15 protein-coding genes are annotated in these 21,340 nt (G+C 54.9%); 10 read left to right on the top strand and 5 right to left on the bottom strand.

Going from position 1 to position 21,340, the window contains the following annotated elements; genetic code table 11:
* Window positions 1-27 precede the first annotated feature (27 nt).
* The 8 genes from ACOQPM_RS10785 (at window position 28) to ACOQPM_RS10750 (ending at window position 5,343) form a co-directional block, all read left to right on the top strand.
* Window positions 28-1,128: a hypothetical protein gene (locus ACOQPM_RS10785; RefSeq protein WP_420629266.1), complete on the top strand. Its 1,101-nt coding sequence runs from the start codon at window positions 28-30 to the stop codon at window positions 1,126-1,128.
* Window positions 1,125-1,715: a hypothetical protein gene (locus tag ACOQPM_RS10780; protein ID WP_420629265.1), complete on the top strand. Its 591-nt coding sequence runs from the start codon at window positions 1,125-1,127 to the stop codon at window positions 1,713-1,715. The genes ACOQPM_RS10785 and ACOQPM_RS10780 overlap by 4 nt, the downstream gene beginning before the upstream one ends.
* Window positions 1,716-1,867: 152 nt before the next feature.
* Window positions 1,868-2,254 (top strand): RidA family protein, encoded by a 387-nt coding sequence (locus ACOQPM_RS10775; RefSeq protein WP_420629264.1) that lies wholly within the window; start codon window positions 1,868-1,870, stop codon window positions 2,252-2,254.
* Window positions 2,247-2,930, top strand: coding sequence for a response regulator transcription factor (locus tag ACOQPM_RS10770; protein WP_420629263.1), 684 nt, complete (start codon window positions 2,247-2,249; stop codon window positions 2,928-2,930). Before ACOQPM_RS10775 ends, ACOQPM_RS10770 begins: the two co-directional genes overlap by 8 nt.
* The gene (locus ACOQPM_RS10765) at window positions 2,927-3,835 is read left to right on the top strand and encodes a nucleoside hydrolase (protein WP_420629262.1); all 909 of its coding nucleotides are present in this window, start codon (window positions 2,927-2,929) and stop codon (window positions 3,833-3,835) included. Before ACOQPM_RS10770 ends, ACOQPM_RS10765 begins: the two co-directional genes overlap by 4 nt.
* A gap of 102 nt (window positions 3,836-3,937) precedes the next feature.
* On the top strand, window positions 3,938-4,264 hold the full coding sequence (locus tag ACOQPM_RS10760) for a type II toxin-antitoxin system Phd/YefM family antitoxin (protein WP_420629261.1): 327 nt from the start codon (window positions 3,938-3,940) through the stop codon (window positions 4,262-4,264).
* Window positions 4,242-4,673 carry a type II toxin-antitoxin system VapC family toxin gene (locus tag ACOQPM_RS10755; protein WP_420629260.1) on the top strand — a complete coding sequence of 144 codons (432 nt, stop codon included), beginning with the start codon at window positions 4,242-4,244 and terminating at the stop codon, window positions 4,671-4,673. Before ACOQPM_RS10760 ends, ACOQPM_RS10755 begins: the two co-directional genes overlap by 23 nt.
* A 7-nt stretch (window positions 4,674-4,680) precedes the next feature.
* Window positions 4,681-5,343: a YigZ family protein gene (locus ACOQPM_RS10750; RefSeq protein ID WP_420629259.1), complete on the top strand. Its 663-nt coding sequence runs from the start codon at window positions 4,681-4,683 to the stop codon at window positions 5,341-5,343.
* 389 nt (window positions 5,344-5,732) lie between these two features.
* Here ACOQPM_RS10750 and ACOQPM_RS10745 read toward each other — a convergent pair whose 3' ends face one another.
* From ACOQPM_RS10745 to ACOQPM_RS10725, 5 genes are all read right to left on the bottom strand, one after another.
* On the bottom strand, window positions 5,733-8,672 hold the full coding sequence (locus ACOQPM_RS10745; protein ID WP_420629258.1) for an FAD-binding and (Fe-S)-binding domain-containing protein: 2,940 nt from the start codon (window positions 8,670-8,672) through the stop codon (window positions 5,733-5,735).
* A complete protein-coding gene (locus tag ACOQPM_RS10740) occupies window positions 8,665-11,076 on the bottom strand; it encodes an NACHT domain-containing protein (protein WP_420629257.1) in 2,412 nt (803 codons plus the stop codon). The genes ACOQPM_RS10745 and ACOQPM_RS10740 overlap by 8 nt, the downstream gene beginning before the upstream one ends.
* 57 nt (window positions 11,077-11,133) lie before the next feature.
* Window positions 11,134-12,279 (bottom strand): pyridoxal-phosphate-dependent aminotransferase family protein, encoded by a 1,146-nt coding sequence (locus ACOQPM_RS10735; RefSeq protein WP_420629256.1) that lies wholly within the window; start codon window positions 12,277-12,279, stop codon window positions 11,134-11,136.
* A 130-nt stretch (window positions 12,280-12,409) separates the two neighbouring features.
* Complete coding sequence (locus ACOQPM_RS10730; RefSeq protein WP_420629255.1) at window positions 12,410-15,787, bottom strand: protein kinase domain-containing protein; 3,378 nt, start codon at window positions 15,785-15,787, stop codon at window positions 12,410-12,412.
* A gap of 167 nt (window positions 15,788-15,954) precedes the next feature.
* Window positions 15,955-19,101: a protein kinase domain-containing protein gene (locus ACOQPM_RS10725; protein WP_420629254.1), complete on the bottom strand. Its 3,147-nt coding sequence runs from the start codon at window positions 19,099-19,101 to the stop codon at window positions 15,955-15,957.
* Window positions 19,102-19,505: 404 nt separating this feature from the next.
* On the opposite strand from ACOQPM_RS10725, the gene ACOQPM_RS10720 reads away from it, so the two are divergent.
* Together ACOQPM_RS10720 and ACOQPM_RS10715 are read left to right on the top strand one after the other, a co-directional pair.
* Window positions 19,506-20,693 (top strand): sensor histidine kinase, encoded by a 1,188-nt coding sequence (locus ACOQPM_RS10720; RefSeq protein WP_420629253.1) that lies wholly within the window; start codon window positions 19,506-19,508, stop codon window positions 20,691-20,693.
* Between the two features lie 178 nt (window positions 20,694-20,871).
* Window positions 20,872-21,279, top strand: coding sequence for a hypothetical protein (locus tag ACOQPM_RS10715; protein WP_420629252.1), 408 nt, complete (start codon window positions 20,872-20,874; stop codon window positions 21,277-21,279).
* Window positions 21,280-21,340 lie beyond the last annotated feature (61 nt).

The following is a 21,340-nucleotide window of genomic DNA, read 5'->3' as shown; positions in this document are numbered from 1 at the left end:
CGCGAAACGCCCCTAAACACATTAACGATGACACAATCAACCAACAAAACCCAAGGACTCACCTGCCCCGAATGTAGCGGCGTCGTACCCATTGCCGAAGGGGATCGCATCGTCGAATGTCCCTTCTGCCACACGCACTCGCTGGTGCAGGGCGAGCGGGGCGTGCGCCGCTGGCAAGTTTCTCAAACTGTCGAGCGCGAACGCGCCCTGCAAACCGTCGGCAACTTTTTCCGAGGCATGAAAAAAGCCCGCGACCTGGCCAAAGAAGCCCAAATCAAAGACACATTTTTGGTTTACTTGCCCTACTGGCGGGTGGAATCATTTGTAGCGGGCTGGATGTTTGGCCGCGTCAAATCGGGCAAAGACAGCACCCGCCCCATTGAGGTACAAATCAACGAAACAATGCACTGGAACGATGCGGCCGTTGATGTTGCCGAATATGGCGTGCATCGGGTAGCCATCTCCAAGGAACAGCTACAACCATATGACAGTGACCAACTGCACGCCCAGGCAATGGTGTTCGAGCCGTCAGAATCCCACACCGATGCGTTGGACGAAGCCGGGCGGCACTTCACTCATCGAGGACGACAAAAACGAAGCCTTCGCACTAAATTTTTTGAGAAGTTCCACTTTTTGCGCCAGCGTTTGTCCATCGTCTATTATCCACTTTGGGTTTCCCGTTACGAATACCACAAACGCAATTACCAGGTGGTGGTTGATGGCGTGAATGGCAACATTTTGTACGGCAAAGCCCCTGGCAACATCTTTTACCGCGCCGCCGCCTTGGTGGGTGGGCTGGCCATAGGCAACCTCATTTTAATCAACGGCACCTGGCTGGCGGGGTTGGCCGTTAGCAACAGCGACGATGGGGATGGCGCACTGCTCGTGCTGCTGCCTATCGCCCTAGGGCTGGGACTGATTGCTGCTGGCTACCGTGCCTTCCGCTATGGGGAAGAAGTTGAAGAGATTCAAAAAGGGGCACGCAAGGCAGCTTTGGCGGGTGAATCAGACGGCGGGAACTTTATCTCGGCCATCACGGGCGGCATGGTGGGCAACAATGACGATATTCAGGCGGTGATGCGCTCTGGGATGAGCGTGCTGGAAGATTTGTCCGGAGGGAAGCGATGAAGCTGCTGGCCTTGCGCTGCCCCATCTGCGCCCAACCGCTCAAGCCGCAAAACCCAGATGTGGTGGTGTTAGGCTGTGCAAACTGCGGCACGGCCGTTTCCCTCAACGAATCCGGCCTAGACACAATCTCTTTACAATTTGCGACCCCAGCTGTAGAAAAGTTTGACAGCTGGCTGCCGCTTTGGGTGTTTAACGGCCGTGTCACTATTACCAACCGCCAAACCCAGGGGCGCAACAAAGAAGCCCAGCAGCATTCCGAGCAGCTGTGGGGCTATCCACGCCGCCTCTACGTCCCCTCCTGGGATCTGCCCACCGAAACCGCTTGCCAGCTTGGCGGCGATTTGGTGCAGCGTCAGCCCACCTTTCAGCGCACAGACCCGCCAGACAAATTCAGCCTCGTCGAGGCTGTCGTCACCCCAGAAGATGCGCTCAAGCTGCTGGAATTTGTGGTCCTCAGCGTAGAGGCCGCCCGTAAAGATTGGCTCAAGGAGCTGCACTTCACTATCGAAGCCGCTAAGCCTCAGCTTTGGGCCATCCCAGCCATGCAAGCTGGCAGCGGCTGGCAATTGCAGCCAGCCTTTAAGTAGCCGCGCATTCTGACTCCCGCCCAGCCGTAAACGGCCTGGGCTACATTATGAAAGCCTCTTCGAGGCTCAAATTAGCCCCGACAGGGCTTCCATAAACTAGCCGGAGGGCTTTAGCCCCCGGCGGAGCTAGTCACTAAGAAAAGGAGTTAAAAATGAAAACAATCATTCACACCGATGACACGCCCAAAGCGGTAGGCCCTTATTCGCAAGCGGTACGCACCGGGAACTTGCTGTTCACCGCGGGGCAGGTGGCCCTCGACCCGGCCACAGGCAAAATGGTTGAAGGCGATATCGTCGCCCAAGCCGAGCAGGTGATGCAAAACTTACAGGCCGTTCTCACAGCCGCCGGCACCAGCTTCGACCACGTCGTCAAAACAACCGTCTTTTTGGTTGATATGGCAGATTATGCGGGGCTGAACGAAGTGTACGGCCGTTACATCACCAATAATCCCCCCGCCCGTTCCGCCTTTGCCGTCCGTGGCTTGCCCCTGGGTGCCAGAGTCGAAATCGAGATGGTGGCCGAGATTCCCGATGCCTAACGAAACGATTCTCGTCGTGGATGACGAGGCCAACATCCGCGATTTGGCACGGCTTTATCTAGAAAAAGATGGCTACCGCGTCATCTTAGCGCAAGATGGGGCGCAAGCACTCAAGCTGGTCCAGGACAACGAGCTGGCCCTCATGGTGCTGGATTTGATGCTGCCAGAGGTAGACGGCTGGGAAGTGTGCCGCCGCGTCCGCACCGATAGCAATCTGCCCATCCTCATGCTCACCGCCCGCGACGACGATATTGACAAAATTGTGGGGCTAGAGATGGGCGCGGATGATTATCTGACCAAGCCATTCAATCCCCGCGAGCTAGTTGCCCGCGTGCGCGCCATTCTGCGCCGCACTACCGATTCTGCCAGCGGCAACGCCAGCGACGACGTACGCCAAATCGGAACCGTCACCATAGACCCCAAAAGCCGGGAAGTAATGGCGGACGGTAAGCGCATCCCGCTTCGCACCAAAGAGTTCGACCTGCTGCTCACTTTGGCGGATCATCCCAATATCGTCCTGTCGCGTGAGCAGCTGCTGGATTTAGTCTGGGGCTACGATTTTTACGGCCAGACGCGCACGGTGGACGTACACATCGCTCATCTGCGCGAAAAAATGGGTGACAGCGTCACCATCGAGACGGTTTGGGGGATGGGCTACAAGCTGGTGACGGCGTGATTATTTTTGACACCGATATGAGCCTGGGTACGCCGGGGGCAGAAATTGACGACGGGGCGGCACTTATCTTTTTGCTGCGAGCAATGGGGGAACGAGTAACGGCCGTTACCATCACACATGGCAACACCAATTTAGAAAATGTGCTGCACAATAGCCGCCACCTGCTGACCTACCTAGGCCGAGAAGATTTACCGCTGGGACGCGGCGCAGCGCAGGGCATCATCGAAGAAAAAGCGTGGTTTGCCGATTGGCAAGCAGGCTACGGCCGCACCCCACCCTGGCCGGACCAATCGCCACTGCCGCTGGCCGCCAATCTCATCATCGAGACAGTGCGTGCCAATCCCGGGCAGGTCACGCTCATTGCCGTTGGGCCGCTCACCAACCTGGCACTGGCCGTGCGGCTGGCGCCAGACATTGTGCCGCTGGTGCGCCAGGTAGTCACCATGGGCGGTTCGCTGGCCGACAAACCCACCCCGGAATTTAACGCCCGCTGCGATCCAGAAGCAGCGCATATTGTGCTAAACGCAGGCTGGCCGCTGCGCCTCATCGGTCTAGAGATTACGAGCCAAGTGCCATTTTCTCGCGCCGCCTTTGCCCGCTTGCCAGATGATGATCCGGCTCTCAAGCTGCTAAAAACGCAGGCTGATGGCTGGATTGACCGGGTAGAAAGCATGGGCTGGGGCAACAATGATTGCTCCTTGCACGATGCGCTGGCAGTAGCGGCCGTTTTGGATGAGAGCTTGTTTGAATGGCAGGAAACGGCCGTTTCCGTCACCCTCCATCCCCAAAACCAGCGAGGCATTACCCGCGCCGTGCCGCAAAAGGGTAATTTGGTGGAAACGGCTGTGTCGGTTGATGCGGATCGCTGCCGAGACCTGATTTGGTCTTATTTGGTAACTGAGTAATTGGGTCATTCTGACATTTGATTTGGAAATTACTGGTTGACACATCGACGATCTGGTTGTAAAGTGGGCTTTATCAGGATATTGCAATTTTTGAGGTGAGAGATGAGTGATACGGCCGTTAGCATTGGGCAAGTGAAAAGGGACATTTCTGAATTAGTAAATCGTGTTGCCTTTGCAGGTGAGCGAATCGTTTTAACTTCTCGCGGCAAGCCAAAAGCCGCCTTAGTTAGTGTTGAAGATTACGAAAAGCTAAAACAAAGTCAGGATGATGAGCGAATTCTACATTGGCAAAATTGGCTAGCTGCCACTGATCAGCTAGCTGAAAAAATTTTAGCTGAACGTGACGGGAAACCAGTTGATATAGATGCTGCCTGGGATGCTTATTTAACTGAACGGGAGAGTCGTGATGACCAAATACTTGGTCGTTGATGCTAGTTTTGCTATTCGCCTGGTAGCACCACATCCAACTCGTGATTATTTTAAGAATTTGGCAAATCAATGGCTCACGGATAGATTTGAGCTGTGTGCTCCATCCTTATGGCTTTATGAAGTCGCCTCTGCCACAACAAAACTCGTTCGATTTGGCGACCTCAACAATCAACAAGGAACCGAACTATTACAACTCCTGCAAAATTTAGGAGTTACGCTTTTTGAAATGGATGCTTCCCTCGTTGTCAGAGCATTTGAATGGACAATCCAACTAAACCGAGCTGCTGCCTATGACAGTTTTTACTTAGCATTAGCCGAAAAACTGGGCTGCGATTTCTGGACAGCCGATAAACGATTGGCGAATGCTGTGCAACAACCTTGGGTTAAGCAAGCGGTTCCACAAAGCTAGGTTTTAGATGTCCAAGCGGTATCTAATCCCGGCGGAAGAGGCGCGGGCGGAAATTGAGGTGAAGAGGTCGCGCTTTGTGGCGACGGCCGTTCCCGCCTTCACCGTCGAGGAAGCCAGAGCGTTTATCGCCCGCATCAAAGCCGAATTTAGCGACGCCAGCCACAACGTGCCTGCCTTTCTGGTGGGCTATGGCAGCAGCGTCACGGCTCACTGTAATGACGATGGCGAGCCGGCCGGCACGGCGGGGCGGCCAATTTTGGCAGTGCTGCAAGGCAGCGGTTTGGGCGATATTGCCGTGGTGGTGACACGCTACTTCGGCGGCACCAAGCTGGGCACTGGCGGTCTGGTGCGTGCTTACGGCGACGCCGCCAAAGCGGTGCTGGACGTTCTGCCTCGCGCTGAAAAGGTGCCGACGCACATTACCATGCTGGCGCTGCCCTACAATTTGCTGGAACGGGTGCGGCTATTGGTGGGGGATTGGAACGGCCGTATCCTCGATGAAACATTCGCCGCCGACATCACCATGACCCTACAGTTCACCGTGCCAAAATTCCCCGGCTTCCAAGATGCCTTGCGTGAGCTTTCACACGGCTCTCTTGCTGCTGAAATAATCGAAACCAACGAAAACAGCATCATGCCCCTCGGCACATTTGACGATGAAGAAATCTAAGATGTCACCAAAATGGCACGGTGGTCACCTTGACGAACGGTGTGAAAAAAGTGTAAACTGCCAGCACGTTACGAATGGCCATTTCGCAAACGGTTTATTAAAAAGTTTCATCAAGTCAGAAGGAGGTTTTATCGTTTTGGAATACGTTACAGAAACCCACTGGCTGGCTGGAAACTGCACCAAATAGGGCTGTTTGCAGTAAACGCACAAGCCAACACAACTAGTGAAAATGGTTATGGCCGTTTCTAGTTAGCCACTATTTTATTAACCCACACAAAGTAAATACCAAGCGAGTCTGAATTCCAGGCTCGCTTTTTTTGTTCTTCAAAAAAAGGTGATAGTCACTTTATTTATATACTTGCTTCAACGAGCAACTCCCAAAGTGACTGTCACCTCACGGCCGCACGTAAAACTTCTGCCGGGTGCCGCACCTGGCGGCCTGTGCCGTGCTTAATTTGCTGGCGACAGCTCACGCCTGGAGCCACCAGAATCGTCTCTGGGGTGGTAGCGCGCATGGCGGGCAGCAAGCGTCGCTCCGCCATTTTTAGCGAGATGTCATAATGCTCTGCCTCGTAGCCGAAGGAGCCAGCCATGCCACAACAGCTACTATCTATCTCTTCCAGCGTGTAGTTGGGCGGCAGCGTTAGGATGCGGCGGGCAGGCTTGGTGCCGATGAGTGCCTTCTGGTGGCAGTGCCCGTGCAATACCAAATGTCGCGCCTCGTCCGTAAAATTCAGTTTCAATTCCCCATTTTCTGCCAATTCAGCAATGAATTCTTCAAAGCTGCAACAGTGCGCCGCCACAAGTGCCACTCGCCCATCATTAGGCAGTAACGATTCATAATCATCGGTAATAGCGGAGAGATCGCTAGGCTCTAGGAAGATGATGGGCAAGCCCTGTTCGGCCAGTGGCGCAAGGTGATTCAGCACCGTTTTGGCAATATTGCGGGCTTTACTGACCAGACCTTTGGAGAAAGACGGCCGTCCGCAATCTGTTACCCCCGGCAAAATAACTTCAAACCCAACCGCTTCCAGCAATTCCGTGGCAGCAATGGCGATGTGCGGGTCGTTGTAGGTAGAGAAGGTGTCGTTAAACAGCACGATTCGTTGTGGGGGTGCATCTTGAGCCTCCCCTAATGGTGTGTGCTTTTTGAACCAATCCACAAATGATTGCTTGGCAAATTTTGGCAAACTGCGCTTGGCCGAGATGCCGAAGGTACGCTCCAGCCCTTTGCGAATAAGGCCGTTGCCTAGCGTCCAGTTCGCTAACGGAGCCATCACCCCACTGCCCAAACGGCTGAGCGGCGTGATGTTGGCAAATAGCTTATCGCGCAGGGGCGTACCGTGGGCGTCGTGGTACTGCGCCAAAAATTCTGCCTTAATCTTGGCCATATCCACCGAGGAGGGACATTCAGCTTTACACGCTTTGCAGCTAACACACAGCTCCATGACTTCATACATGCGTTCGCTGGTGAACTCGCTGCCGGGCAACTCGCCGCTCATGGCGGCACGCAGAGCGTTGGCGCGTCCGCGCGTGGCGTGTTCTTCCTCGCGGGTGGCCATGAAGCTGGGACACATGGTGCCGGTGGTGCGCTTGCGGCAAATGCCAGCCCCGTTGCACATTTCCACAGCGCGATCAAACCCTTGGTCGCCGCTAAAATCGAGATGGGGGGTGATGGGAATGACTTGGTAGCCTTCGCCGTAGCGCAGATTTTCGGTCATTGGCCCAGCGTTGACGACGGTGCCGGGGTTGAGAATGTTTTGCGGGTCGAAGATTTGCTTCACCTGTTGGTACAGCCGATACAATTCGGCCCCGAAAAACTTCTCGTTCAGCCAGCTACGGGCACGGCCGTCTCCATGTTCGCTAGAGAAAGAGCCGCCGTAGCCGCGCAGCAAATCCACCGAGAACCCTGTGATGGCGGGCAGTTTGGCGACCTCTTTGGCGGTTTTAGTATTGATGAGCGGCCGTATGTGGATGCAACCTGCGCTGGCGTGGGCGTAGTAAGCTACGTCAGTACCAATGTCGTTGCAGAACTGCTCGACTTTGGTGACATATTCGGACAGATGTTCCACGGGAACGGCCGCATCTTCAATGAACGGTATCGGTTTGTGGTCGCCTTTAATGCTCATCATCAAGCCTAGACCCACTTTACGCACCGTCCAGACGTCGGTTTGTTGTTGGGAGGTGAGGGCGCGGGAAACGGCCGTAAAGTTCACCAGTTGCCCCTTGAGATGCCGCTCCAAATTATCAATCTTGCTCAGCAATTCGGCTTCGCTCTCGCCATAAAATTCGGTGATGAGAACGCAGTTGGGCGTGCCCTGGATGAAGGTAGAGAGCAGCCGGGCGTACTCCGGCACGTCGCGGCACATGGTTAGGCCCAGATTATCCAGCAATTCCACGGCAGAGGGGCCAACTTCTAGCATGAGGGGAACGGCCGTTAACGCCTCTGGCAAACTGTTGAAATGCACAATCGCCAGCGCGGTGTGCCTGGGCAGCGGCACCAGGTTCAGCTTTAGTTCGGTGATGACGCCCAAACCGCCCTCTGCCCCGCAAACGAGCTTGGCTAAGTTGAATCGTTCGTCGTAGGGCCAATGGTAGGTGGGACGGCCGTTTGCCACCGGAATCAATCTATCCAAATTGTAGCCGCCACAACGCCGCCAATGGCGCGGCGTGCCGCTGCGGATGGTTTCCTGGTTGGTGGGGTCTAAGGTGAGCGCGTGGAGCTGACGGTAAATATCTCCTTCGAGGCCGCTTTTTTGCGTGTGTTGCAAAAGTGCCGCCGATGCCAGTGGCCCAAAACGGGTCAACGTGCCGTCGGCCAGCAGCAGTTCCATCTCCAGAACGTGATCGGCCGTCATGCCGTACATGATCGAATGACTGCCAGTGGAGTTGTTGGAGACGATGCCCCCCATGGCCGCCCGGTTGCTGCTGGCCGGGTCGGGGCCAAATTGCAGGCCGTATTTTCGCAGATAAATGTTCAGTGCGTCGAGAACAATCCCTGGCTGCGCCCGCACCCACATCTCTTCCTGATTGACCTCCAAAACTTTGTCCAAATGGCGCGTAAAATCCATCACCAAAGCTTGGTTAACTGCTTGCCCCGCCAAACTACTGCCCCCGGTGCGCGGCAGCAGCGGCACCTGATGCTTGGCCGCCAGCTCCACCGCCGCCTGCACGTCATCCACCGTTTGCGGCAGGAGGACGGCGTGCGGCTTCACCTGATAAATGCTGGCGTCGGTACTGTACAAAATGCGGCTGTACTCATCCGTACGGAGATCGCCGCTGGTTCGATTGCCCAGTTCTTGCAGGAAATTGAATAATGCTTCACTCATGGTCAACCTCAACTTCGGCGTGTGGGTACAGGGAAGCGAAATAATCTAACAATGTTCGATGAATAAACATCCAACCACCACCTACACGTCGCAAAATCACACGATCCTTCATTGCATCCAGAAAATCTACAAAAACTCGATCTGGATTTTTTATAGAAAGTGCAACTAATGGTAGCATCCTTTGACTTCCCAACATCAAACGCAGAACATAATGTTGAACATAGCTTTGTCCCCCATACTGAAAAAAGCCGCCAATTAATCCACCAATCACCCCGATGGCTCCCCCGAAAATACCTCCTACAAAAAGGACCAATCTTCCCTCATCAGAAAAAGCCGTCTTGATAGCTACTTTTATCTCTTGTCCACCGATTAATACACCAGAAAATATTGAATATAACCCAAAAATCAGTCCGCTTATTATTGCAAGTAAAACTGCTCCTACTAACCCGTAAAACAAACCCATTACGAGGCCTCGCCTGAGGGAGCTATGAATTCCTTGATTAGGGTGTAATGATGTTCTATAGTCCGATGCTTGGAAACAAGACTCTAAGCCGCCAACAAACCCGCCAATTATTCCAATAAGCAACCCACCGATAAGTCCACCAACTAAACCGCCGGCAACTCCTCCATTAAACCCACTGCTTAACCTAACAATTAATCCACCTAATAAGCCAACTATTAACCCAAAACCTGGTCCGAATATCAGCCCAAATATCAGTCCGCGTTTAACTTTTCGGAAAAATTCTTGACGAGAGGGAAAGTGCCAATACAATGCTTCATACAACTCAATGGCTTCCTTATTTGTGCTTAGTTTACTGATAAATCCACAAAACACTCCAAAAATCAATCCACCACTCATATCAATAAAAAGGCTAAAGATTGAACCGAAAACAAATCCAACAATGGCGATATAAATCCACGCATTAAACCGTTGTAAACGATCTGATAAAAGCCAAGTTGGTTGTAAACGCTCCATAAAAAACTGAGACTGTTTATGGTGCATCATTCCATAAGCTAAATTTGTCAACCATTTTAGTGCTTGAGCTTGACTATATTTCTTTTGTTCGGAAATCGGCCGTCGTTTAAACATCTCATCCACATAACAACGAAATAAGTGATTTCGGCGTGTCATCGGCGTAGAAAATTTAGAAAGTTGTTCGTTGTTTAATCCCCGATATGCTAGGGTAATTATGCTTAAAAAGAGTGGTGTTTTGGCCAACTTCTGGAATGCTTCATCCGTTTGCCAAAGTTTATAGACGGCCTCAAGCGCCAACTCCGGTCGCTTGAAGTAATCGTCTACCTGTACTTTCGACAGTGACTGGATACGCACCCCCATGCCCAGGTTTAGCTTGTGGGACAGGGCTTCATACTCTTCTGCGCGGCAACAAACAGCCAACCCACCGCTATGCTGTTCCCTAAACAAATTAATCGCCTGTACACAAGCATTACGCGCCGCTTCCGCCATCTCATCTAGCCCGTCTAGCAAGTAGATAAGCTGGTTGTTTTGAATAATAGCTCGCCCAGCTTCGCGTGGTAGCTGATACTGCTGCCACAATTCTTCCACTAGCCAATCTACCAGCGACTTTTGCTCATTTGCCCAAGAAGAAAGGTTCAATACTACAGGTGTTAGCAGGGTGGCATCTTGTTCAGCATCGTTTAGCAAGCTTTCTGCCAATTGGAGCAGCGTCATTGTCTTGCCGCTACCCGGCTCTCCTAAAATAAGCAAGCTCCCAAAGTCAGCAAAAAGTTGTGGTATCTCTTTTTCAACGGGCCTGTCGGCTTGCCCCGGTACATAGGCTACCTTACGTGTCAGACTATGGGGTTCAAGTGCCACATTCAGCTCCAGAGCAATCTCATCTGTTACTGACTGTTTCAACACGCCGTCAATCCAGGTGGCTCGTACATTGCGTCGTAAATCATAGAGATTTTGGAGGGTATTTGGTACGGGCCATTTAGCTTGCGGGCGTTCTTGCTGGAGCGCAGCCATCAACTTGTTAAGCTGCCCCCGGCGGTCGGCATAAGCTAGCAAGGAAGCCGCTTTTGTGTCGATTGTGTCACCGCTTAATGTTTCATAACGGATGCCTACATCCAAGCACAAAATGCGTAGTTCCTCTAACGAAAACAGTTTTGTAATTTGTTGGCGTAATGACCCAAAGGCGGGTGTTTCGGCTAAGGCAATCTCGCTGCTGGCTGGGGGCTGCACGTTGTCTGGACGGCTAAGCCAGGCAGAAAGGGCAGAAGCAACTGAGAAAACAGCAAAAAAGAGGACATTCAGCGGCTCAAAGCTACCCGGCTCACTGCGAATCCACTGAATGAGCGTGTAAATAATGGCAACCACGGTTAGCACCAGAAAAATCGTGGTCAGGTTCCGTAGTCGGTTGCGCCAGGCAGGTGTTAATTTCATATTGGCAACTATTCAAGTGACAGTCACCTGCGAGGTGACTGTCACTTCATTAAGATGCTACAAAATCTCTTTGAGAGCAGCGAGGAGTAGGGTGATGTTTTCCTTGCGGCTGTTGAAGCCCATGAGCCCGACGCGCCACACCTTGCCCGCCAGTTGGCCAAAGCCGCCCGCTACCTCAATGTTGTACTCGTTCAGCAGCTGCCCGGCGACCGCTTTGGCGTCCACGCCATCGGGGACGCTGACGGTGGTGAGAGCGGGGATGCGTAGCGCGGGGTCTTTAACGTGGCAGCTCAGCCCCATTGCAGACAAGCCTTCCCAGAATAGTTCGGCGTTGGCCTGGTGGCGCGCCCAGCGTTCGTTTAGCCCTTCTTCCACGACGAGGCGCAGCCCTTCGCGCAGGGCGTACATGCTGTTGATGGGGGCGGTGTGGTGGTAGCTGCGGGTACGGCCGTCCCAATAATTCGCCAGCGTGGTCATGTCCAAATACCAGTTGGGCACCTTGCCCTGCCGTCGGTCTAGCTTGGCCAAAGCGCGTTCGCTTAAGCTGAACGGTGAGGCTCCGGGCGGGCAGCTAAGTCCCTTTTGAGAACAGCTATAGGCCGCATCTACGCCCCATTCATCCAAAAAAATGGGGGTTGTGGCCAAGCTGGTGACGGTATCTATAAGCAGCAAGCAGTTGTGGGCGCGGCACAGTTCGGCAACGCCTTCCATCGGCTGCAAAGCTCCGGTGGAGGTTTCGGCGTGAACCAGAGCCAGGATGGCTGGTTTATGTTCGTTCAGCGCCTGGCTAATGTCATCGAGGCTGAGCACTTCGCCCCACGGCCGTTCCACTCTTCTTACATCTGCTCCATACCGCCCGGCCATATCCACCAGTCGCTCGCCAAAGTAGCCAATGACGCCAACCAGCACCACATCCCCCGGCTCTACGAGATTGGCCAGCGTCGCTTCCATCGCTGCACTGCCGGTGCCGCTGACGGGCAGCGTAAACGGATTACTGGTTTGCCACGTGTAGCGCAGCATCTCCTGAATTTCATTCATCACGGTGATGAAGCTGGGGTCCAGATGCCCCACTTGGCGATTGCTAATGGCTTGCAGCACACGCGGATGGGCGTTGGACGGACCCGGCCCCAGCAACAAGCGGGGTGGCATATTCAACTGTCTGGTTTGCAGACGGTGGGTTTCGTTAACTGGATAGGTTTTCATGGCTCTTCCTTTGTGTTTTGAGGAACAAGAATGGAAGGATCATACGCCGCCGAGGGGGATTTTTCAAGAGGATTCGCCACAGGTAAGGGTGCGCCCAGATTGGGCAGACACGGTGGTCTGCCCCTACCTTCTATGGGGTGGGTGTGGCGGTGGGGAATACGATGGGCGGGATGACCGGTTGCAGCGTCACCACAATGGGCGGGAAGATGGGAAAGACAGTCAGCCCGTCGTTGAGGCACGGGTCGGGGAGATGGGAACCAGTGCGGTGGCCGCACCAAGCAAAGCTGTCGTTGTAGTTGCCATTGAAGCGTTCGCCATTTTCCAATACAAAAAATTGAATATCGCCGCTGGTGGCGTTTCGGCTCCAGGTTCCATTTAGCGTCGTGCCGTTGGCCGTGGCTTCGATGGTACCATCGCCAGCGGCGTAGGTGCCTTCCACCTCGGCACCATTTTGGGTGAGCGTCATAGTGCCACAGCCAGATGCGCCACAGTTGGTAGTCCAGTCACCGTACCAGGTGGCGACGCCGCACGGGGTTGGCTCTGGCTGGCCGTCTCGATAACCGCACCAAGCGGCCGTTTTGTCCCAGTTTCCAATCCAGCTTTGCCCATCATCACTCAGCCAGAAATCAATCGAGCCATTTTCGCCAGCAAACGACCAGGTACCGGTGAGGCGGTTCTCCTCGATGATGCCCACAATCGTGCCGCTGCCTGCGCCAAATGTGCCGGAGACCGTCTCTTCGCCTTCGTTATGCGTCAAAATGACGCTGCCGCAGTCTAAAAATTCACAGCTACTGAGCCAGACGCCGTTCCAGGCGCCGGGCGGGATGGGCGTGGGGCTAAAGGTAGGCGTGGCGCTGGGCGTTGGCGACGCGGTAGGGGTCGCTGTGAAGGTGGAGGTGCTAGTCGGTTGATTGGTGGCTGTGGCGGTTGGGGTGGCAGTCGCCGTCTCGGTTGGCGTTGGTGTAGGCAGCTCACCGGGAGCTGGGTCTTCGTTGTCCGGTTCGCCATCGCCGTCAGTGTCGGCATTGGCGGGGTCGGTACCGTTTTCGACTTCCTCGCCATCCGAGAGGGTGTCGCCGTCGCTATCGGGGTCGAGCGGATCGGTATCCCAGGTGGCTTCGTCGCCATCACTCAGGCCGTCATCATCACTGTCGGCATCATTTGGGTCGGTGCCGAGGTCGTTGACTTCTTCACCATCGGGGATGCCGTCACCGTCACTGTCGGGATTGTTGGGGTCGGTGTTGGTAACAGTGGCTTCCTGACCATCGCTAAGACCATCGCCGTCGCTGTCGCCGCCTAATCTGGCTGCTTCGGTTTGGGTGGCACTGATGGCAGCCTGGGCAACGGCCGTTGCCGTCGCATCTTGGCCGCGTTCATTAAAAGTGGCAAACACCACTGCCAAGGAAATGCACAAAATCACCAACAGAATGCCAAATATTGGCAGCAACCAGCCAGGTAAAATGGGTTTGGTGGTAAGCTGCCCTTGCACCGTTTGGCTCTCCAGGCCGCTGCTCACCTGGATGGTGAAGGGATTGGTGCTGGGGTTGCCGGTAAACGGCCGTTGTGCTGCCCCCACCTGAAAATCTATCGTATCTTTGCCCCCAGCCGGAATCGTGACTTGCTGGGTTGCCTGCTCAAACTGCACGGCTTTGGCTCTATCGCTGCCGCGAAGCGCAAACGTCGCCTCAAAGTTGCCATCATTGCGAACCAGCACCCGGCAGAGGCCGTTGTTGGTAATCTCACTTGGGCGCATGTCAGTGGCAAACTGGGTGAACGGCCGTACCTGCACCGTGCCAGAAACGGCCGCTTGCTCCGCCGAATTATTTTGCGACACAACCAGTAACCGATAGCGGTGCTGCCCAGAGCGGGCACTGCTGCTTTTGGGCGGCTGAATAGTGACGGGCAGCGAACTTTGCGCCCCCGGCATGAGCTGAACGGCCGAACCGGGCAGCGTGACCCAGCTTGGCGGCAATCCTTCCAGCTTGAGCGTAAAATGATCCACAATGCTGCTGTGATTCAATAATTCCACTTGAATTTCGGTGCTTTGGCCAGGTGAGAGCTCAACATTGGTGGGATGAACGACCACGCTCAACTGCCCCGTGCTGCTTTGCATCAGCGTACTGCCAGGCGGACGGCTAATTGGCACAACGGATGGGGCTTCATAAGCGGGCTGTGGCGCCGTAACCAGCGGCGGTTTAGATTTTGTGGCCGGGGGACTGCCTTCAAGCTGGATGAAGAAGGGGCCGATTCGCAACGTCTGGCCGCCATCCCACGGCTCTGGCACCTCCGGCAGCAGCTTGGCTTCATCCAAAAAAGTGCCGTTGGTGCTGCCCAGATCGGCGACGAGCCAGCCGCTGGGCGTGTATTCCAGCCGGGCATGGTGGCGCGAGATGCCGTCGGCGGGCAGGGTCACGTCGCACGATTCAGAGCGCCCGAGCAGCACGGGATCGCTGCCCAGCTTGTAGGTGCGTGGCGACTCCCCTTTTTTGCTAATGACCAGCCGCTGGTTGGGGCTGGAGGTGGCGGCAGCGGCCATTTGCGACGGCCGTTGCACAATCATCTCTTCATGCAGTTGGGTCAGCACGCTCACTACCGTCTCTTCAGCAGAGGTGGCAAAGACGGTCACGTCTTCTTCCGTCAAGCCCGTGGTGGCGCGGCGCAGGGCAGCGGCAAACGCTTCGGCCGTTTGGTAACGGTCATCTGGCTGCTTGGCGATGGCTTTGATGATGACATTTTGAACCGCCTCGGGCAAGCCGGGCTGCAGATGGCGCGGTGGCGGTGGCGTCTCGTGCATATGCTTCATCACGGCGTCAGTAGGTGTTTTTATGTCAAATGGCAGACGGCCCGTCGCCAGTTGGTACAGCACCACGCCGAGAGAATAGATGTCGGAACGGCCGTCTAGCGAAGCAGAAGCCAACGCCTGCTCTGGCGACATATAGGGCAGTGTCCCCATAAAGGTGCCGGACTGCGTTTCGATGCCCCCCTCCAGCAGCTTGGCCAGGCCAAAATCAGTCACTTTGGCACGAATGGGCAGCTCATCCGCTTGCCCAGCTTGCTCTAAACGCGCGACCAAAATATTGTCTGGCTTGATGTCTCGGTGTACCACGCCCAGCCGGTGAGCGTAACCCAGCGCATCGGCAACCTGGGCAATGATGTTGAGCGATTCACTTAGCTCCATCACCTGCCGCCGCTGCGCTAGCTGCTTGATGTACGCACCCAAACTCAAGCCGCGCACGTACTCCATCACAATGCTTAAGTAAGACGCGCTGCTGGAAAAGCTGTAGATAGCCACAATATTGGGATGGTTGAGGCGGGCAGCAGCTTGCGCCTCTTGCAAAAAACGCTCTTGGAACTCTGGCTGGCTGGCAAATTGCCGGTGCATAATTTTGAGTGCCACTTGGCGAGCCAGGTTCGTGTCTAACGCCCGGTAGACTGCACCCATGCCACCCTCACCCAGCACAGCTTCTATGCGATAATGGTCTATCTGTTTTCCAATTAAGTCGTCCATAATGCGTGAGTATCCGTCACAAAGGCGGGTTGTGTCAATAAATTTGGTTACATCTCCTCGTTCCACGCTCCGCGTGGAATGATCTGACCCGATGCTCCGCGTCGTATGGAACGCAGAGCGTTACAAGCATTCCCACGTAGAACGTGGGAACGAGGGTAAACCAAAAACTAGGGCAAAAGATACGTCAGTTCGAGGGTAGGTACTGTACGGATGGTGTACAGATCGGCAACGGCGTCCCCATTGCTTTCTGTTTCAAACTTGAGGAGGAGGGAAAATAGGGTTTGCCCCTGCACCAGCGCATCTTCTACGTCAAAAGAGACATCTAAAGTGCCAGGGGATTCAAATTCGCAGGCGAGAAAAAAACCAAGCGCATCATAAACGCTGTTGTCCAGCGGCGGCGTTAGTTCAACCGCTTCAATTTGCAGGCAGCCGAGGGCATCAAACGGCCGTCCGTCCAAAGCAGCATCATCGCTAAAGTGCAAAAAGGCGGTGCGGACAAAGGCATCGGGGGGAATTTCTGCCAAAGAGAAGGTGAGAACGCCGCGCACGGCCGTTCCATCCGCCAAATCCCCTGCTTGGGGCAACGCCTCACCACCCGTGTTCACCTCACCCCCGTCGGTGAGCCAGCCGGAGTCGTCCGGCAATAAAGGGAGCGCAACCGTAACCTCTTTTTCGGTTGGTTCCAGCGTGACCGGTGGGATGAGCGTGGGGAAGCGAAGCGGATCGGTACCGTCAATGACCTCCACCCCATCAGACAAACCATCGAGGTCGGTGTCGGCCAGGGTGGGGTTGGTGTTGTGTTCCTCAATCTCAATGGAATCCATCAGCCCATCCCCGTCTGTATCCAGCAGCAGCGGGTCAGTGCCGTGCGTGTTAACCTCTTCCCCGTCCAGCAGGCCATCGCCATCGCTGTCTTCCTTGAATGGATCCGAGCCAATGATGAGTTCTTGCTCCCCATTGAGGCCATCGCCATCATCATCTCCCTCAAGCTGGGCGGCAGTGAGCGGCGGAACCTCATCTGTGCCTTCACCCAGCACAGGCGTAGAGACGGGCAAATTTTCAACCGGATTCCCGCGGTTGCCCAAGACGGAGTTGAGCACCACGGCAATGAGCAGCAACACCATGAGCAGTTGGATGAGTGGCAGCACCCAGGCAGGGAAGCGGGGTCGCAGTTCCAGATGACCCAGCTTGTTTTGGCGCAGGCCATTAGCGGTGCGAAGCTCTACATCAAAGGGAATCTGCTGGACACGGCCGAATAACGGCCGTTTCTTGCGATACGTAATGCGGTAAGCCGTTGTCCCGGTGCTGCCCGGTTCCAGCGTGAGCGACTGCTCATCGCCAAAAAATTGCAGCTTGCCTGCCGGGTCTTGTGCAGTAAGCTGTACCGTACTGTTCACGTTGCCGTCGTTCCGCACCATCACGCGGCAGGTGCCGCCCGCTTCCACATGAGCCGGCCACATGCTGAGTTCAAACTGCTCTTCTGGCAAAATGGTAAGCTGCCCTTGCAGCACGGCCGTTTCCACCGGGGGGCCATCGGCACGTAGCAAAAGCTGAAACGGATGCTGCCCCGCCAGCAGCGGCTGCTCACTCGGCGGCAGCTGCAGCGTCAGCGGCACCGTCGCCCGCGCCCCCGGCGTCATAGAAACGGTATCTTGGGCCAACGTCGCCACCTCTGGCAAACCGGTCAGGCTAATTTTTACAACCAGCACCTGGCTGCTTTGGTTAAACAAATCAATTTGCAAATGCGCCTCATTGCCAGGAGCCAGGGTTGCCTGGGTAGGGTTCAGCGCTACGCTAAAATTGCTGTGGCTAGCCTGCACCTGGCTGCCCTCGGCCGAAAGCTGGAACAGCTCAGTGACAGGTTCCACAGGCGTTTGGCTGGCTGGGTTTACGGGAGCCTCGCCAGCGAGCTGCCATTGCAAAAAGTAAGGGCCAATTTGCAGCTTCTCTCCCGGTTGCCACAGGGTTGGCTGCTGGGGTGGGAGTTTACGGCCGTTGTAAAACGTCCCGCCCCGACTCTCCACATCCACAATGCGCCAGCCGCCGGCTACTTTTTCCAACCGGGCGTGGCGGCGGGACACATCCAGCGAAGAGAAAACAATATCGTTATCCGGGGCACGGCCAACGGTGATCTGGTCTTTGTTCATGCTGAAGTGGCGCGGCGCACGCCCCTGCCCCGTAATCACAATTTGGTCGCCAATGGCGGGAGGTGGTGAGGTGTGCAGCAAGCTGCTGGATGGGGCCGATTGTCCATTTTTTTGTGGCGGCGCGCTCCCCTCTGGCAACAGTAGGGAGGGGGTTGCCTCTTCATCAACGCTGGCTGGTGGCTGCGCGGGAGGAGGTTGGGGGCGCACGGCCGTTTCTTCCAAAGTGGCCAACGGCGGGCGCACGGGCGGGGCATGCTTGTTTTCCTCGATGAGCGTGCGAATGTCTACGACGGTGGCTTGCGGGGCAAACAGCATCGTGTCGGCAGCGGTAAGGCGGCTGGCGGCTTGGCGCAGTTCATCTCCCATTTGCTCCGCCATTTGGTAGCGGTCTGCCAATGCGTAGGCGGTGGCTTTGTCCACAATATTTGCTATTTCATGAGGCAATCCGGGCTGCAATTCACGCAGCGATTTCTGGTGGTTTGGCAGCTCTCCAGCGATGAGCTGGTACAGCACCACACCGAGGCTGTAAATATCGGCCCGGCCGTCCACAGCTTGTCCAGCCTGTCGCTCTGGAGCCAGGTAGGGCACAAAGCGGCGCAGGGGACGGGCCATTTCTGGCGTTAGGCCATCGGGAATGCCGGAGCTGGGGATGGGCGAGAGGCCGAAGTCGGTTAGCATGGCTTTGAGGGAGGGGTCTCCGGTGCGTAACGGCCGTTCCAATGGCTTGACCAAAATATTCCCTGGCTTCAGGTCGCCGTGCAGCACCCCGGATTGGTGAGCATACCCCAGCCCATCCGCAATTTGGGCGATGATATGCAGCGTTTCGTCCAGCCGCAGCACGCGCTCACCCTGTGCCAGCAGCCCCAGCACCCGCTCCAGGCTGATGCCGTCTGCATATGCCGTCACCAGGTAAAGCTGGCCGTCTTGCTGACCAAAGTTGTACAGCGGCACAATGGCCGGATGGGTAAGGCGAGATGCCGCCTGCGCCGCTTTTAGGATTTGCTGCTGGCGGGCGGGATGCTTCGAGAGGCTGGGCTTGAGCAGCTTCAGCGCAACCTGCCGCTCTAAATTGAGGTCGGTGGCGCGGTAAACTGCGCCGCTGCTGCCGTTGCCAATGTGTGCTTCAATCTTGTACTGTTCCAACTGCTGACCAACGTAGGTGTTCATGTTTCGTTCGGGCAAATTTTTCGCATTATGGGTTTGTGAATTCGCTAAATCAATCGCCAATGGTCATGTTAGGCGCGTTTTTGGGCGATTTTCTCATCTTTTGTAAATCACAAGAGGCATTTTGATGAAAATGAGCCGCGAAATTGTGATTTACGTAAGTAATAGCGGGAGAAACGGCACAGCTTAGTTCAAACGTCTTTCCCACTTTTACAAGTATAGGTTTCACCCAGGGCGTGACCATGCAAGCCGCGTGAATAGTTGCTCAATAAATGATTAGGAAGAAAATCCTGTTAAAAACGGCCGTTTCCAGTGAAGAGCCCGTAAAAATTCCGTTTTGCTCGTCCAACCCCATGCTAGAATGCAACTGATTGTCAACAACTGGCTTCTATTTTGATGGTGAAAAAATGACCGCAACCGCGCTAAAAACAGATGAAGCAACGCTGGATTTGCTGCAAACCGCATTCCCCGATTTGAGCCGCAACAACATAAAAACATTGAGCCAAGCGGCCGTTTACGAAACCTACCCTGCCCGCACCAACATCTGCAAAGAAGGCGAAGAAGGCACCACCCTCTACATTTTGGCTGAGGGAGAGGTGGATATCATCGTCCATGCTGACGACAACCAGGAAATTCTGGTAGACAGCATTGGCTCTGGCAGTTACTTTGGCGAGATGGCCTTTTTGGGTGAAACCACCCGCATGGCCACCATTCGCACCCGCCAGCTATGCCGAGTGCTTTCCATTGAAGAAGAAGATTTCATGGCGATTGCCCAATCCAACCCCAGCCTGCTGCGTACCCTGCTGCGGCAAATCATCGGCCACATTCGCCGTACAGACCGCGCCGTCATCAACGAGCTAAACGTGAAAAATGCCGCCTTGCGGAAAACATACTCAGAATTGGAAGAGCAGGAGGAACTGCGAACCCAATTTATCGCCACGCTCTCTCACGAACTGCGTACGCCGCTCACGTCCATCAAAGGTTATTTGGGCTTGATCAACGGCGGTGCGATGAAAGGAGATTCGCTGCAAATGGCGCTGGATTCCATTACGCGCAATGTTAACAAGATGGTTGGCCACACCAACGACCTGCTCATTTTGTACGAGATGCACCCGCAAAAGCCATCATTTGAATATTTGGAAGTGGCGGATGTACTCATCGAATCACTTAATGCGGCCCGCAGCGTATTAAACGATCACGCTTCCCCCGTCACCATTGATATTCAGCCTGAGGTGCCAAAGGTGTATGCTGACCGGCGTGGCCTGACGCTGGCGCTGCGGGCGCTGATCGAAAATGCGTTCAAATATTCGCCGGCGGAAGCACCAGTGGCTATTCGCGTTTCTTGCCCAGAAGCAGGTGAGGTGGCCATTGCCGTGGCGGATGAGGGAATTGGCATTGCCCTGGCCGACCAAAAACGGCTATTTGAACCATTTTTCCGCCTGGAAAAAGAGGAAAGCGCGCCGACGCTGTACCCTGGGCTGGGCATTGGTTTAACGATTGCCAAATTTGTGATGGATCGGCATAACGGCCGTATCCACATCAACAGCACCCCTGGCCTGGGCAGCACATTTTCGCTTTGCCTCCCTCGCAAGTAGATTTCCTGCAACAAAGCCCTCATTCTCACGTAGAGACAAACATGCGCTGCACAAGGTGGCGCATGAATTGAGCAGACAATTTAAGATTGAACCATTTTCATTACCCTTTGTACTTGGCTGAAATCTCAAAATGGTCCAATCTTTACTTGAATTCTCCACAAGAATCGAGGCAAACCCAATGAGTGAAGAGAACGGTTATCTAAAAATTGAAGTTCCAGTTGAGGAAGAAACGCCTTTTGTACCGGAACAGCCCCAACCCAACACGGCAGATGCAGTTAAAACCCAAGCGGCCAACGCAGCCAAAAAGGCTTGGGACAGTGAACTACGCAAAAAGGCCACGCGCGGGGTGAAACGGGGGGCAACGGCCGTTGCCGCTAAAAGCCAACAAGTCGTGCAAGAACGTATGGTAAAAGCGGCAGAAGAGCAAGCCCGCCAACAAACCGAAGCGATCAAAACCAAAATTCGGGAAACAGATTGGCAGCACGAGGCCAAACAGGGCACTGCCAAAGGGTTGCGCTGGCTCAGCACACAATTGAGCAAACTGGCAGAGCGGTTTACCCCCAAAGAACCCTCGCAAGAAGAATAATTTACCGCAGAGGACGCAAAGGACGCGGAGTTTTTAGAAAAGCCGCTGCGTCCTCCACGCT

This window comes from Candidatus Leptofilum sp. (assembly GCF_965223525.1).
GTDB lineage: Bacteria > Chloroflexota > Anaerolineae > Promineifilales > Promineifilaceae > Leptofilum.
Note: the sequence above shows the minus strand (reverse complement) of the source record. Positions and strands in the feature narration are given on the sequence as shown.

Excerpts from the sequence above, each read along its gene's own strand:
- ACOQPM_RS10785 (WP_420629266.1), top strand. The coding sequence starts at position 28 with ATGACACAATCAACCAACAAAACCCAAGGACTCACCTGCCCCGAATGT.
- ACOQPM_RS10780 (WP_420629265.1), top strand. The coding sequence starts at position 1,125 with ATGAAGCTGCTGGCCTTGCGCTGCCCCATCTGCGCCCAACCGCTCAAG.
- ACOQPM_RS10775 (WP_420629264.1), top strand. The coding sequence starts at position 1,868 with ATGAAAACAATCATTCACACCGATGACACGCCCAAAGCGGTAGGCCCT.
- ACOQPM_RS10770 (WP_420629263.1), top strand. The coding sequence starts at position 2,247 with ATGCCTAACGAAACGATTCTCGTCGTGGATGACGAGGCCAACATCCGC.
- ACOQPM_RS10760 (WP_420629261.1), top strand. The coding sequence starts at position 3,938 with ATGAGTGATACGGCCGTTAGCATTGGGCAAGTGAAAAGGGACATTTCT.
- ACOQPM_RS10755 (WP_420629260.1), top strand. The coding sequence starts at position 4,242 with ATGACCAAATACTTGGTCGTTGATGCTAGTTTTGCTATTCGCCTGGTA.
- ACOQPM_RS10750 (WP_420629259.1), top strand. The coding sequence starts at position 4,681 with ATGTCCAAGCGGTATCTAATCCCGGCGGAAGAGGCGCGGGCGGAAATT.
- ACOQPM_RS10745 (WP_420629258.1), bottom strand. The coding sequence starts at position 8,672 with ATGAGTGAAGCATTATTCAATTTCCTGCAAGAACTGGGCAATCGAACC.
- ACOQPM_RS10740 (WP_420629257.1), bottom strand. The coding sequence starts at position 11,076 with ATGAAATTAACACCTGCCTGGCGCAACCGACTACGGAACCTGACCACG.
- ACOQPM_RS10735 (WP_420629256.1), bottom strand. The coding sequence starts at position 12,279 with ATGAAAACCTATCCAGTTAACGAAACCCACCGTCTGCAAACCAGACAG.
- ACOQPM_RS10730 (WP_420629255.1), bottom strand. The coding sequence starts at position 15,787 with ATGGACGACTTAATTGGAAAACAGATAGACCATTATCGCATAGAAGCT.
- ACOQPM_RS10725 (WP_420629254.1), bottom strand. The coding sequence starts at position 19,101 with ATGAACACCTACGTTGGTCAGCAGTTGGAACAGTACAAGATTGAAGCA.
- ACOQPM_RS10720 (WP_420629253.1), top strand. The coding sequence starts at position 19,506 with ATGACCGCAACCGCGCTAAAAACAGATGAAGCAACGCTGGATTTGCTG.
- ACOQPM_RS10715 (WP_420629252.1), top strand. The coding sequence starts at position 20,872 with ATGAGTGAAGAGAACGGTTATCTAAAAATTGAAGTTCCAGTTGAGGAA.